This window comes from Kistimonas ophiarachnellae (genome assembly GCF_057552235.1).
In genome coordinates this window covers 457,999-471,810 of sequence record NZ_BAAJPA010000001.1, presented here as the reverse complement: position 1 = coordinate 471,810, position 13,812 = coordinate 457,999, and the positions used below count along the sequence as shown (strand labels likewise).

The following is a 13,812-nucleotide window of genomic DNA, read 5'->3' as shown; positions in this document are numbered from 1 at the left end:
AACAAGTGGTACAGGCTGGAACGCCTGTTACGTACTTATACTTACGTAGCGGAGGCGCTATTTAGCCCGAAACCATCAGTTCCGACTTGGTGCGTATGGTGCTACTCCGAACGTCCGTATGTATTGATCTATAACAATATCTGTACCGATCACTGGAAGGGGCATGGAACAATATGCGACATATGATGCTTATTAGCTTTTTCTGGTGAATATTTCTGCCACTCATAAATATACAATGCTTACTCTCTGAAAAAGTCCAAGAATTGGCATCGAGAAAGATCGACAAATCCCCGACATATGCACAAATACCTACCTTATAAGTGCTTCTGACTATGCAACAAATGCTTTTTTGCTTTTCCTTTACTTACAGCTCTAATGATATTTCGCGCTTTATCTCGCTGTGCAACACCCACCCAAAACAGAAAATCCATACTGTATGAAGAATTGATTTTCATATATCAATTTTTTATGGGAAAAATAATCATGTGACGTCTACCTTATTAAGTCTATTTTTATTGTTCTGCCAAAAATAGCTTTATCAATAAACCGCAGGAGTTGCGTCATGCGCCTGTCATTCTACCCGCTACTCATTACATTTCTGGGGTTTATTTCCCAACCCCTCTTATCTGAAACAGTCAGATCACCCAATGACCGGGTTAGCCAAGATATCAGAGAACTGACAAATCTTTTTAAGAATCGGTTTTCTTTTTATCCTTTTCATGAAAAAAAAGATGTTTTGCTTCAACTGGATGGACTTTCATACTTTAATCTGCCCGAAGATACTCTCTCTTACCGAATCGCATTACAGGAAATTATCGCACCATTCGGTGACGCGCATGCAAAAGTCAAAGACATATTCGATACCAGCGAAACAAACGACAACGGATTATACGACAGCGCCATTGGCGATATCAGGGTAATACCCGGACATAAGCCTAAACTGGTTATTCTGAGTCCGGGAGTAAATACTTTTGATGAGAATGGCAGTTACTGTGAGCAAGGATTACTCGACCCGCAACACCCTTTTCTAGTCGCCATCGACGGTATACCGGTTCATCAATGGATTGCCCAATTACAGCCCTTTATCTCTTCCTATAATCAGGCCCGTATATTCCACAAAGCAGCGTCCCATTTACAATATCTTAATGAAGCCAGGGCATTGACGGGGCGTACTGTATCAAATAGTGCAAAACTCACACTGGCATCCGCCGCAGACCAGCGCGTTGTAGTCCTCGTTACACTTGGCAGATGGATGACCTCATGTCGTCTGGAAACCGATACCTCGATTTTTCCTGTGGACATCGACAATAACGGCAATCTGACAAATTCTGATAGCCCCATCATGTATGTAAGGCTGTCTGAAATGTTTAACATTGCAGACAGTCAAGACGCTCCCCATCTCTTAAACCTGGTATCACAATTCAAACAAGTATCGGGAAAGAAAGGACTTATTCTTGATATGCGTGGCAACGGTGGGGGGAGTCGAACTACCCTGATTGCCCTCTATCCGTTTCTATCTCACAAAAATTCATCTCCACGTATCACAAATGTGGCGACGTACCGGTTACTGCCTGAAGAACAGCAGCCATGGGGTAATGCTGACAGCGAAGAATTAGCAGGGCGCTTTGTCTTCAGGCAAGACCATCCTGTCTGGTCAACGGCGGAACAACAGGCGATTGAATCATTCAAACTCTCTCGTTTCAGGCCAGACCTGAGCCCTGTCTCGACAGAAAAACCCTCAGACTGGTACAAGCCAGACCAGTACAGCAGTTGGCACTATCAGGTGATGTCAGCGGAGCAAGCCTTTTTCCGCAATTTTGTCGATAAAGCGATTGTGACAGAGGAAGAAGACGTCATCATAAAAAATAACCTGCTGACTCTCATAGAGATTTGGGACAACCTGCTCCCCCACTACCAACGACCTGAGCAGATCGTCGTTTTGACCGACGACGGTATATTCAATGCTGCCGACATCATGCTCGGTGCGCTCAAAGGAATGGATGGCATCACCCTGATAGGGTCAACCAGTAGCGGAGGTAGCTCAAAAGCAAGAACCTATGAATTACCGTCAGGGACAAAAGTAAAACTGGGTACAATGGTATCGTTCACCCCTCAAGGTTTTTTATATGACAGCAATGGTATTCAGCCTGATACAACAATCTTGCCATCACCGGATTCATTTCATTTCAATGGACATGAAGACAGTACCGATGCGCAAATTGTGTATCCCAACGATAACCTGCTGAAGGCGGCTATTCGTTTTATAAAAACGAACAAGACAACAACACGAACAATGGATGCAGGCCTCATATCGGATATGCGTGATGCCAAGAAGAAATGTCCACCTGTCTGCCATTCACAGGGTGGGAAATGGAAAAAAGTATGGTGGACTACCATCGTTAATGAAATGTCAGTCTGCCAATGTGAAGTACCCATAGCAGGAGTTCAATAACAGTGATCGATAAAAATTAATTTTAATTATATAAAAGCCGGAGCTCCCTCACTAAAAAGCTCTGGCTTTAATTAGAACCCAGCAAAAATACTATTAAAATACATCTAATAACATGCCTATTATTGATGTGAGAAAAAACTTCCAGATTACCCCTGCGTAAAGCTGCCACCTCAGAATCAGAGGTGTTCATGAGCAAGTCGAACCTGAAGAATAGGGTGATACCACTAACACATTGATTACGGATAAGAACTGCTGACAGAACGGTTATATTGCCGCATTTTTATCTGCAGATTCTATGGCAAAGATTGAGGTCGTTTGTACCCATTGTGGTGCTACTAAATCTGTAGTGAAAAACGGTAAAGCAACTTCCGGGCTTCAGCGTTACCTCTGCGATGATTGTAGGCGCAGCTTTCAGTTTGAGTTCATCTACAACGCAAACAAACAGTGACACACGAGCGCATTATCGACATGGCGATGAATAGCTCAGGAGAGGGATAGGGGGCGGGTACTCGATATCAGCACAAATACCGTATCTCGCCATTTAAAAAGCTCTCTCCAACGGGTGGCAAGCCAGCCTTTGAGAATACCAGAGTGCTGCTGCTCTGTGAGATGGACGAGCAGTGGTCTTTTGTAGGCAGCAAATGCAACCAGCGATGGCTGTTCTATGTCTGGGAACAACGTTTAAAGCGGATCATAGCCCATGCGTTCGGGCGCAGGACGGAGTCTACACTCCAGTCACTGCTCAAGCGCCTGGAACCCTACCATTTCAGCTTTTATTGTATTGATAACTGGAGTCTTTACACCTCACACTTGCCGGAAGATCGACATGTTATTGGCCTGCTGTTCACGCAAAGGATCAAGAGAAATAACCTGACCTTACACACACGGTTAAAAAAAACTGGCCAGAAAATCGATTTGCTTTTCCCGTTCGGAGGAGCTTCACGATAAAGTGATTGGTGAGTTTATCTCTTGTACGCACTATCAACGTGTTTAAGGCATTGCCCACGTGTTAGCAACACTGACGTCCAGCCCGGTTAACCTAACACCTGCGGCATAACACCGCAGGTTTGAACACAATCAGAGATTATTTCTCAAAAGCTGCCGTACATCCCGGTTCATGGGCAGGCGGTAATCCATCGAGGCGATGACCAGGTTGGTACCTGCATCAATCAGCCGGGTATTGATGTACAGATACTCCGTGCCGACGGCATAGGTGCCAACCGCCACAGCCTGCGCCTCATGAAAATTACTGATATGGCGCAACTCTCTGGACAACATAAACTCACCGGCACCGGCATTAATGAAAATCCGGTCACGCATTTTCAGCTCAATCACCCGGTAACCAGCGTCGGCCAAGCCCGTAGCCACCTGCTCCCCAACAATACGCCCGAGGGTTGAGGAGGATTCCAGACTGTCAATGCTAACAAAACTGGTAGCGATCACAGATACACCAGGCGGCAGCGCTCCACCCGCTTTCCTGACCAGCTCACTGGCGGCAAAATGGCTGTTACTGATCAGGTTGGAACCAGACGTCTGACTGTTGATACTCTGGCATCCGGCCAGTAGCGTCAGCAACAGTACAGACCCTGCAAGCTTTGCAATACGACGATACATGATAATAACCTCCCTCTTCTTACTCACTACCATTGGTCAACTGGAAGGTTTTCCCGCCAAGGTTTCCCCCCATGTAGTGGGACGCCGAGTGATCAGTGATGTAATATACGCCCGTCTCTGAAAACAACACCTGTCCACTATCGGTGACACGGGTGGTGATTGCGAGTTCGGTACGGGTTCGGGAGGGTTGCAGCCGGGCGACATCCGCGCCCACCGCCATAACCGCTGCAGCATCGCCAGCCAGACCGTCAATAAGGTAATACGTCGCAGTGGCGGCGGAAAACCGCCAGGGATACTCCCCATCACGATCCGAGGGCTGTCTGACCGTTACAACATCATAACTGATAGCGAGTGCGTTATCGGGATACTCCGTCACCCTTGCACCGGACGCCAGAAGCGCACTGGTCATCATGTCGGCAAACACACGCCCGAAGACACCTTGCCGACCTTCACTGTCAATATAAAAAGGCTGATCAGAACTAACGGCGGAGGTGGTGATTTTACCGGCAAGATGGCTGGCGATCGTCTGCCAGTGCTGGGTCGCCTGAATTTTTTCCTGCACCTGGTGGCTGATGCCGGTTGCCGGTGGAACAGGATTGCATCCGGCCATTACTGCCAAAGCCGCCCCCAGACAGAAGGATCCTGCAATATTTTTCATTGTAATCCTTTATTGTTATTGTACGTATGAGCATGGTTTGCGAGGCTAACTCTAATCGAAGCGGTTGTATTTTGTCCATGCAGTCAGAATGACTTTCACTGCTGTGCGGTTAAAAATTTCGAGTTCAAAATTGCACAAACATTGATCAGCAGAAGCGCCCCTTAAGCACTTCAAAACCAATTTAGAGAAAAAAAGTGACTTTTTTCGGGATGCTCATGATTAAATATTGATCGGAAACATCCCGATTTGTCCTGTTTTTCGTTAACTGGACAGTAGTGAAAAATGCTAACGAATAGTGAACAGGAATACGATTAATCCAGATGCACCTATCCGGATTTCTCATCAATCTTTTAATTTATTCAACAGGATATTCATAGCGGATATCGACTGTCTGGTAATCCCCCATTTTATCCGCAATATTGCCTCTGCCTTTGAAACGTAGCAGACGCTTTGTATCGCCCTCATAAGCAAGAAAGATCGGATCCAGCACTAAGCCAAGCAACCAGGAATCCGGCGCGATGTTAAAACAAACATCACTGGATGATGAACACTGCACTTCGTTGATTCGCAGAGCCACCGTTTGTCGTCTGGATGGTGCCAGGTAGGCAATCGTCAAGGATCGCCCTTTGCGTAACGTCTCCCAGTACTCCCGAACAAAGTGATCAAAGCCCGCATCGACGACCATCAATGATTCAATGGCTACCCGTTTCTGCTTTGGTTTTTGTTTATCGTTTGCCTGGTACGTGACTTCCAGCTTGTCACTGTAAATTCTGACAACCTCAATCACTTCACCGTTACGGGTATTTTCCTGCCTGAAATCCGGCACCGTAAAACTGTGGCTGTAATCCAGGATTTTTTTCGCAAACACCTCACCCGACGCTTCCCGGTAAGTGACCGAGTGCTGGTGCTGTGAAGGGTAAAGGTGTTCTTCTGTGTATAACAACACATCCCCATCAAGATCATAAGCTCGTCCTGTCACGCTCCCGAAAGGCTCCCCATTAGCCTGACAAACCATTAATGGCAACAGCAGACAAAATGATAAGGCAGTCCATCTAGCCATTGGCGGTCTTCCCATTACCTTGATTGTCCATAATCCGCCCAGCGATACGGAGTCCAACAGGCAACAGGATTGCCCAGATAGCAGCTTCAGCCAGCAGCGGAATCACAACCGGTTGAGACAATACGGATCCCGATAAGTGTCCACCAGCGTAATAACTTAAAGGCACGGCAGAACAGGTCAGCAAAACTGACAGCCAGGGATAACGATTAAGCCATAACAGACTGTGGCACAGTGTGGTCGAGAACATCAGCCAGAGACACAGCAGCCACAACGGCGCAATGACCACTGGCACTGTACCACTTATCACCGGTAGGGAGCCGGAGAACATGATCCATCCGGCAGTATTGATAAGACTGTCTAACAGGAAGCCGATCACCGTAAATCCAGCAATCAACTGCCACTCGGCGAACTTCGTCACCAGGAAGCGTGCATGTATCAGTAATGCCAAAACGGTAGCAACCAACGCCAGCGCGTTGTGCCCCTGAACACAGACAAACCACATCAACTGAAACAGTGCTGCATTCGCCAGAGTACGCTTCATAAATAATGATCTACAGCTCGGGTAATGGTTCTTTGTAATAGTTATACGTCGTTTGTTTTTATCTCAATTCACTGGGGATAACAATCTTTGGAAATATGACAATACAATAAGACGCCTACAGCAAACTCAACTCAGGCTCTCAAAGTGCGTGACCTCATAGATCAGATGGCACAAATTAAAGAGAATGGTTATCTGTACAAGCTTTTGGAAAATAAAGGCAGATTTGACCCGGGGACGACCGAATATCTTCAGGCTCTTGGACAGTTGGATAATATTGGAGATAAATACAATTTGTTGATGGATAACATTAAACCAACTTCCCTACCACATCTTGAGACCATAGGTAAAATGACGAAAAAGAATGGTCATGCTATAACCCTGAAAACCATTCACGGATAGAACCGGAATGGTCGGGTTGCACACCGAAGGTTAAAGTGTTCAGGCCAAAGAACGTCGTATTATTTCAATTTCTGAAAGGCCAAAAATTGGTTATTCGCCGGCATGACATGATCTGCCACCAGAATCATGCCCACATCGTCTGCCCAGGCAACCAGCTGTTCCATATCACGTATGCCCTGATGCTCCGCACGCTGTTTCAACCGCTGATCAAATGCGGCATTGGAATCACTGGTAAATTGGCCGCCGTACTTAAAAGGACCATAGAGAAAAAAATACCCTTTGTCCGGCAATAGCCGGCCAGCGCCCAGAAACAATTGCTCAACCGCTGCCTGCGGCATAATGTGTGTCGTATTGGCAGTAAAAACATGATCCACAGAAAAACCCGACCAGTCTTCACAGACATCCAGTTCGAGGGGTTCTGCAAGATTACCCAGACCACACTGCCGATGCCACGCGTTAAGCCCTGACAGATTGGCTGACAACTCTGTTGGTATCCATGTCACATGAGGCAGGTGTTCAGCAAAATAGACGGCGTGCTGGCCTGTACCGCTGCCAATTTCCAGGACGGTCGAGGGCACCGTTAGATATTTATCCAGCTGACCCAGAATCGGTTCCCGGTTACGGTGGGTCGCAGGCGCATCGGGGAGTGATTCGTTCGTCATTTCTGCTGGCACCTGTAGATTAGAGCGTTATTCAGCATCCGTTATTTCAACGCAAACGCATCACTTAACAAAAATGATCGCAGTATGCATTATTGGACAGGAACTCAATGACGATAATGTCCATATGACTAACGCTATAGTCAGACAATGTAGCCGAGCCTGCCTGCACACTACATTCTCCTGATTTATTGACAAAACCCCACTGAACTTTTCCCTGACATAAAAATCTTACTAACCATAGCAGTAAATAAACAATAGCAATTTGGGTTAAATGATGGCTAATCCTCCTTCTGAAACAAACACTTCATCACCAGCACCCGCTTCCATCCACGAGGCCATCAATAAACCCAACCCAGACACAGAGCGTTTTTCTGTGTATACCGTCAAGAAAGTCAAATCGTTTCTCGGCAAACTGTTACCTGAAAAAGAGGCCTCTCACCAAACACCGTCACTTGCCACAGACAGTCGTACAGTACAAACCCATGAACCAGAAAGAAGTACATGCATCATTTGCCTGAAATCTGCAACATTCAAAAAGGCATGTATTATCATCGGTAAAGTTCTCGCGATCACCATCATCAGCTTACTGACTGTCGCGCTGCCTGTTGTTGGTGTATTTGGAATCTGCATTGCGTATGTCGGCTTATCCAGTGGGCTTATCATAGGTGGTGTTCTCTCTGCTTTGACACTGCCATTATCCATAACCCTGTTATCTATCCTGATACCAAGAATTTGGGGGAACACACCACAGCCAGTAAAGAGCCTGAGTGTGGCAAACCCTTCCTCTGCTGCAAACTCGTATAGAACCAGTCACCTTGATGAGTCTTTCCTGGTATTGTATCTCAATCAACTAAAAGCCTATTTTGATAATGAGGAATCACGGTCACAGCTTGCCAGTGATAATCATGCACAATGGCTGTTTCATATCACCCTGGCTCTACACAATCTGAATTTCTTAAGTGATCTGAAGCCTTACCAGGACACATGTAATAGCCTATTTCAATTTCTGGAAGACAACCCTGAACTTATTACAAAAATCATTAACCTGGCCAAGAATGAAGACCAAAAAACGGTTGAAGACTTACAACGAAGTCTGAATGAACACATGGGGTTTAGCATTGAAGAACTTGAAAAACTATTCCACTTACTTAATGAAACCTGTCCTCTGGAAAATTATGGCGACACCATCAAATCACTTAAAGTACAGTCAGGGGAACAACTCATTACCACGCAAGTGCAACTGATATCGAAACAGACACAACAATTTACCGAAAAAATAAGCGAGTATATCAATCAAAATAAACCTGATGCAGATGGCGATTCCCTGCAAGAAACAAGTCAACAACCTGTAACAGAATGCCAACAATTAGCAGCGTTTTTTGCAACTCAACACACTGACATCAACAACGGCAATTTCTGTTTTCTCGTACAGCAAGGTATGGATATCCTGCACCATATAAGAATAACAATGCGTTTACTGGATAGGATATATAACAAGCAAGGTTCCAGGATCATATTATCCTGTGAACAGCGCTACAACATCAATGAATGCCTTATGTTCTACCGCAATTTCCGCAATGCTTTGGTGGATTATCAAGCAAAATTACCGGCCGATAATTCAATCCCTGCCCGCCCCAAATTTTTATGGGCCTTACTTCCAATCGCAAGAGCATTGCACGATTCATGGCTCATAAACCATAAACATTGCCCACTGACAGAGCATGATGACTGCGTTCAGGACCGAGTCTTTTCCACTGATTCATTACAGGATATGGAATGCGCGATAGACTACGATGACTTTGATGAAATGGCACCTACTGTCAATGACGCCGACAACATCACACTTTTAGCCACCCTGAAGAAGATCTTTGGGCTAAATGCTTTACTCAGGTTTATTCCCAGGCAGGCTGCATCGTCGGAAAGCACTCAAACAAACGGGCTGCACCTTGGAAAACCATGGCAAATTATCGACATTATTCCTATTTCCCTGCTCATCCCCATACACAAATTTGCCACACACAACCTTTTACCGGAACTGCCCGGGTCCTTTGACTTCCTGGCAAAAAACCTGAAAAAACCGGTACCGTTGGCAAAACATCCCATGGATTCAAAGCATTTCGCTGCTCCTCAGGCATAACCCCCAACCTCACACACAAAGGCCTGACAACATTAACAAATAGAACGATACACTTTGTTACCAATTAGCTGGAACCTATCTGCCTTCTAACACTCTCTACTGATAAATGTTCAGTATCAGTAACTCATTTAGTTAGGCTATCCAGGATATTGTTCCAGCATGACCCGTGTTTCCCTGACTGCTCAGCCTTCACCATCCTATTCATCCTCAACACTATCGACACGTGATATCCCAAAATCCTTCACCAGTTATACCGTTAACCGGGCGGCCACTGAAAAACTGGTTCCAAAACCTTCAAGAATAAGAGGCTTCTTTCGAAAATTAGCGAATTTTTTCATTAAACTTTGTCCCTGCAATCGTCAATGTCTTCAAAACCCGGCCACAAAAGACCGGATTCGTTTAGCCGCCATCACAATAGCCACGCTACTGGGCATATTCGCCCTGCTTTTTTCACTGAGCTTTGGGCTTGGTTGTATTCTGCTGGCATCGGTTCCCAAGGCACTGATCTTCGCTGGCTGTGTCTCTGTCACACCGCAGATTTGCGCTTCGCTCTATGTGCCTTTACTACTGCAGGAACGCTATCCATGCCGGCCGTACAAGAAGGTCAGTTCTCCCTCGAGCACAATATCAGCTCCTGCCACGCCACCTGTCCCCCCCCAATTCTGGGGGACGATTGATCGCCAGCTGGAGCACTTAAAAGCCTGTAATGGCGAGGATATGGCCGCACTTTATCGCTTTGCCCAGGAGCTGGAAAACTTCCGTTATCTGGCAACATCCGCTCCTTACAGGCAAGCAGCCGAGTGGCTGGAAAACCTGTTAAAACACAATCCCTCACTGGCTACCCGCCTGAAGACCTATTCCCGACAACTGGATGACAGATTCCTGAGAGATATTCATTCTGACAGCCAGCTATCGATTGATACTATCGAAAATATTCTGAACTTCCTGAAGACAGGACTCAGTGCTCTCTCTACCGATGAAATGGCCCGCTTGAACCGTATATTGGCATCACAGACCTATAGCCACTTATCCACACTGTACACAGAAGCCTCAGATTTTATCTGCACAAACACTGACCAGTCGCAGACACTTAACGAATCCAGGGATATTCATGAAATGATCGATTGTGTGTACCAACTTCGCCAATGCATGGTGCTAAATCGCCTGACGACAGGTTTTCAGCCACCTCACCAAAAACGTGTAGCAAAGGATTTGCACAAAAGAGCTAACGTATTGTTCAAACAACTCAAAACACCGCTGCTCAACTATTGTCAAAACCATGACATTCAATGGGCAAAAATCCCCCTGGCGAAAGCAATTAATCAGACCTTGCCTCTCGAGACTGGACATACATTTACTCAACGACACCTGCAATGTCCGATTACCTGCGATGATATTGAAAATGTTCAAAATCCCGTCATTAATCTTGTTGACCAGTCTTTCTATGAGCGTGAAGCGCTTGAGGAATGGCTTTTAACACACTCAACCTCCCCAATAAGCCGAAAAACCTGCACACAAGCCGATCTTGTCGATCTGAAAGACCTGGTCAATCTAACCGGGTTTAAAATCAAAACAGTATTCAAATGATCAGTAATTAAGTCTTTAAAATAAAAAAACAATTTTTTATACAAGCGTCATATTTACTGAGAACGGCAGGATTCGTAACAATGCCTGAAAACGCAACAAAAACCAGCATTATTATAAAGAGATCATATTAGCCCCATAACCTTCATGTAAATCAACACACAGGTTTCTCTGCAATACTTAATAAATAGATTTCACCTGTCAGGGACGACATGATGTATAGGCGTCTAACTCTATTTTCCATGCCGGCGGTCGTAATGACCTTTGTGCTGCTGGGCAGCCTTACCCTGCTTTCCTTTTACTACGAAAAACTGCTGGTAGACTCCACCAATGACCGCCTCAAGCAGGTCGCCGATGTGGCCGCCATGATATTTCGAAAGGAAGTTCACCACGATAAAGGCACTCACGGGCATGAAGATGAATTGAGCAGCGATGACGCTTACCTGGACGCCCTGATAGCCGAGGAGGATGGGGCAACCTCGGACGACCTTGCCCATGAAGATGGGCAGCATTACCAGGATAACGTCAACTTCGATGCACTGATTGACCAGATCGCTATCACCACCGGCAGCCGGATAACCCTGATTGACCAGAACGGCGCCGTGCTGGGGGACTCGTCCATGGCAGAACTCGACCTGTTATCCATGCATAATCACGGGAACCGCCCGGAGGTCATCCAGGCCATGGACACCGGTCTTGGCCAACATGAACATTTCAGTGAAACCCTGGGCAAGGAAATGCTCTACGTGGCGGTCAAAGCCTATATCACCGACCACTACGGCATTACCCATCCCTATATCATCCGGGCCGCCCTGCCCCGCACCATGATCGCCAACCAGATGCTGCAAATCTGGATGTGGGTTGCGTTGATCAGTTTCATTGGCATTGCCTGTGTGATTGCCATCACGATCTTCTTCAACCACCTGATGGACAAGCAGTCAGCCCGGGAACAGGCCGGCCTGAAATCCGAGGTCAAAGAGAGAACCCGTGAACTGAGCCTGATGCAGCAGCTGGGCAGCCTGATGTCTGCCTGTACCACCATGGAGAGCGCTGCCAAGGTTGTGCATCCGGTAGCGGCCAAACTCCTGTCCGGCTGCAATGCGGGGGCGATATCCCTGATTAAATCATCCCGCAACCGACTGGATATGCTGACCACCTGGGGAGAAGAATGGCAGGGTGCGGACCGCTTCGAACCCAGCGAGTGCTGGGCATTGCTGAAAGGCCATGCGCATTGCAGCGACGATGACGGCCTGGAGATCCGTTGCGGCCACAGCCACGACGGCCATGATTTACAGGTCTGTATCCCCCTGGTCGCCCAGGGCGAAACCCTGGGCATCCTGCACCTGAGCTATTCCGACAAGTCGTACCTGGAAGCCAACAACGCCATGGCGGAGTCCATGGCCGAGCAGATCGGGCTGGCGCTGGCCAACATGCGCCTGCGTGAAGACCTGCGCCAGCAGGCCATCCGCGACCCGATGACCGGCCTGTTCAACCGCCGCCACATGATGGATTTCCTGGAACAGCAGGTCTACCAGGCCGAAAACCATTACAAGCCACTGTCGCTGATGATGATCGACCTCGACCACTTCAAGCGTTTCAATGACACCTTCGGCCATGACGCCGGTGACTACGTGATCAAGCAGGTAGCCATAGAGCTGCGCCAGACAGCCGGCAAAAGTGACCTGGTCTGCCGCTACGGGGGTGAGGAAATCTGCATTATCTGCCCCGGCAAAGACCTTGACGCCGCACGGGAACTGGCAACGAGCCTGGTGCAGCGGATTGCCGGTCAGGCGATGCAGTTCAATGGCCATTCGCTGGGCAATATCACGCTGTCTGTCGGTGTGACCACCCGCCGCGACTGCGAAACATCCGTTGAAACCATGATCAAGGAAGCCGATGACGCGCTCTACGAGGCCAAGGAAGAGGGCCGGAACCGTGCGGTAGTCAACAGCAACAACCTGCCACCGGTCAGCAACATCACATCCATCGATGATGTGAAGCCCTCAGATCAGGACGCCGGGTAACATTTCCCAGCCCAGCATTCTGTCATCCACCGTTACAATCTGAATCCTGCTGGAGCCCAATATCTAAGGCATCAGCAGGGTTTTCTGCCAAACCCCATCCATCAATTCATACAACTCACGGCGATGCAGCCGGTCGTCATCAGAGCCTGTCCAGATTTCGATCATCTTCGGTAATAACTGCAAAACCCAGACTGTCTTTGGAAAGGGCAGCGAACCATTTTCGCCATATTGATGCCGAAGCACTGCGGCCCCCTCTGCAACGACCTGGTGGGAGGGAATCACACTGCTCTGCGGCGCAACGGTTTCGTGGAGCACATCGGCAATCTGGCTGTAGACCGGCTTGCCCGCCCAACCATGCCGGAACGCTTCATCCTGTCGATAACAGTAACCGCCGCGTATCCGGAACTGGATAAAGTCCTGCGGCCAGAATATATGCAGTTCATACCGGCCGTTTTCCTGCAACTGCTGCGCCTTCGGGCTCTCCCGGTTCACGTAGATATCAATGCCCGCTTCAGAGACCTCTCTCAAGGTGATCATCCGGGTTCGGGGAAAACCCGCTTCATCGACGGTGACCAGGTTAGCAGAGCGTGCCAGCGGATCACGGCCCCGGATCGCGCGTTGAGCATAGTGAACCAGTTGGTCGATCGGGTTGTCTGACATAAGGATTCCACACCGGCTGCC

Annotated in this window: 11 protein-coding genes and 1 pseudogene; 6 read left to right on the top strand and 6 right to left on the bottom strand. The window is 47.7% G+C overall.

Annotated features, from left to right (window positions below; all coding sequences use genetic code 11):
- Window positions 1-562: 562 nt before the first annotated feature.
- A complete protein-coding gene (locus AC27K1_RS01985; RefSeq protein ID WP_487147905.1) occupies window positions 563-2,452 on the top strand; it encodes a S41 family peptidase in 1,890 nt (629 codons plus the stop codon).
- Window positions 2,453-2,747: 295 nt separating this feature from the next.
- Window positions 2,748-3,446, top strand: a pseudogene (locus AC27K1_RS01980) (IS1 family transposase).
- A gap of 83 nt (window positions 3,447-3,529) precedes the next feature.
- On the opposite strand, the gene AC27K1_RS01975 reads toward AC27K1_RS01980, so the two are convergent.
- The 4 genes from AC27K1_RS01975 to AC27K1_RS01960 form a co-directional block, all read right to left on the bottom strand.
- Window positions 3,530-4,066, bottom strand: a complete 537-nt coding sequence (locus tag AC27K1_RS01975) for a FlgO family outer membrane protein (RefSeq protein WP_487147903.1) — start codon at window positions 4,064-4,066, stop codon at window positions 3,530-3,532.
- A 19-nt stretch (window positions 4,067-4,085) separates the two neighbouring features.
- Entirely contained in the window at window positions 4,086-4,724 is a 639-nt protein-coding gene (locus AC27K1_RS01970; protein WP_487147901.1) for a hypothetical protein, read from the bottom strand.
- Window positions 4,725-5,079: 355 nt separating this feature from the next.
- On the bottom strand, window positions 5,080-5,703 hold the full coding sequence (locus AC27K1_RS01965; protein ID WP_487147899.1) for a hypothetical protein: 624 nt from the start codon (window positions 5,701-5,703) through the stop codon (window positions 5,080-5,082).
- Window positions 5,704-5,776: 73 nt separating this feature from the next.
- A complete protein-coding gene (locus AC27K1_RS01960; protein WP_487147898.1) occupies window positions 5,777-6,325 on the bottom strand; it encodes a DUF2878 domain-containing protein in 549 nt (182 codons plus the stop codon).
- Window positions 6,326-6,469: 144 nt separating this feature from the next.
- Here AC27K1_RS01960 and AC27K1_RS01955 point away from each other — a divergent pair, with 144 nt between their 5' ends.
- The gene (locus AC27K1_RS01955; protein WP_487147896.1) at window positions 6,470-6,724 is read left to right on the top strand and encodes a hypothetical protein; all 255 of its coding nucleotides are present in this window, start codon (window positions 6,470-6,472) and stop codon (window positions 6,722-6,724) included.
- A 59-nt stretch (window positions 6,725-6,783) separates the two neighbouring features.
- Here AC27K1_RS01955 and AC27K1_RS01950 read toward each other — a convergent pair whose 3' ends face one another.
- Complete coding sequence (locus tag AC27K1_RS01950; protein ID WP_487147894.1) at window positions 6,784-7,386, bottom strand: DUF938 domain-containing protein; 603 nt, start codon at window positions 7,384-7,386, stop codon at window positions 6,784-6,786.
- A gap of 271 nt (window positions 7,387-7,657) precedes the next feature.
- Here AC27K1_RS01950 and AC27K1_RS01945 point away from each other — a divergent pair, with 271 nt between their 5' ends.
- The 3 genes from AC27K1_RS01945 to AC27K1_RS01935 all read left to right on the top strand — a co-directional run bounded on the left by AC27K1_RS01945 (window position 7,658) and on the right by AC27K1_RS01935 (window position 13,131).
- A complete protein-coding gene (locus tag AC27K1_RS01945; protein WP_487147892.1) occupies window positions 7,658-9,523 on the top strand; it encodes a hypothetical protein in 1,866 nt (621 codons plus the stop codon).
- A 159-nt stretch (window positions 9,524-9,682) separates the two neighbouring features.
- The gene (locus tag AC27K1_RS01940; RefSeq protein ID WP_487147890.1) at window positions 9,683-11,110 is read left to right on the top strand and encodes an RING finger protein; all 1,428 of its coding nucleotides are present in this window, start codon (window positions 9,683-9,685) and stop codon (window positions 11,108-11,110) included.
- Window positions 11,111-11,364: 254 nt separating this feature from the next.
- Window positions 11,365-13,131, top strand: a complete 1,767-nt coding sequence (locus tag AC27K1_RS01935; RefSeq protein ID WP_487147889.1) for a GGDEF domain-containing protein — start codon at window positions 11,365-11,367, stop codon at window positions 13,129-13,131.
- 63 nt (window positions 13,132-13,194) lie between these two features.
- Here AC27K1_RS01935 and AC27K1_RS01930 read toward each other — a convergent pair whose 3' ends face one another.
- Window positions 13,195-13,791, bottom strand: a complete 597-nt coding sequence (locus tag AC27K1_RS01930; RefSeq protein ID WP_487147887.1) for a pyridoxamine 5'-phosphate oxidase family protein — start codon at window positions 13,789-13,791, stop codon at window positions 13,195-13,197.
- Between the last annotated feature and the right edge of the window lie 21 nt (window positions 13,792-13,812).

Coding starts and splice junctions, on each gene's coding strand:
- AC27K1_RS01950 (WP_487147894.1), bottom strand. CDS start 7,386: ATGACGAACGAATCACTCCCCGATGCGCCTGCGACCCACCGTAACCGG.
- AC27K1_RS01940 (WP_487147890.1), top strand. CDS start 9,683: ATGACCCGTGTTTCCCTGACTGCTCAGCCTTCACCATCCTATTCATCC.
- AC27K1_RS01930 (WP_487147887.1), bottom strand. CDS start 13,791: ATGTCAGACAACCCGATCGACCAACTGGTTCACTATGCTCAACGCGCG.
- AC27K1_RS01985 (WP_487147905.1), top strand. CDS start 563: ATGCGCCTGTCATTCTACCCGCTACTCATTACATTTCTGGGGTTTATT.
- AC27K1_RS01975 (WP_487147903.1), bottom strand. CDS start 4,066: ATGTATCGTCGTATTGCAAAGCTTGCAGGGTCTGTACTGTTGCTGACG.
- AC27K1_RS01945 (WP_487147892.1), top strand. CDS start 7,658: ATGATGGCTAATCCTCCTTCTGAAACAAACACTTCATCACCAGCACCC.
- AC27K1_RS01960 (WP_487147898.1), bottom strand. CDS start 6,325: ATGAAGCGTACTCTGGCGAATGCAGCACTGTTTCAGTTGATGTGGTTT.
- AC27K1_RS01970 (WP_487147901.1), bottom strand. CDS start 4,724: ATGAAAAATATTGCAGGATCCTTCTGTCTGGGGGCGGCTTTGGCAGTA.
- AC27K1_RS01935 (WP_487147889.1), top strand. CDS start 11,365: ATGACCTTTGTGCTGCTGGGCAGCCTTACCCTGCTTTCCTTTTACTAC.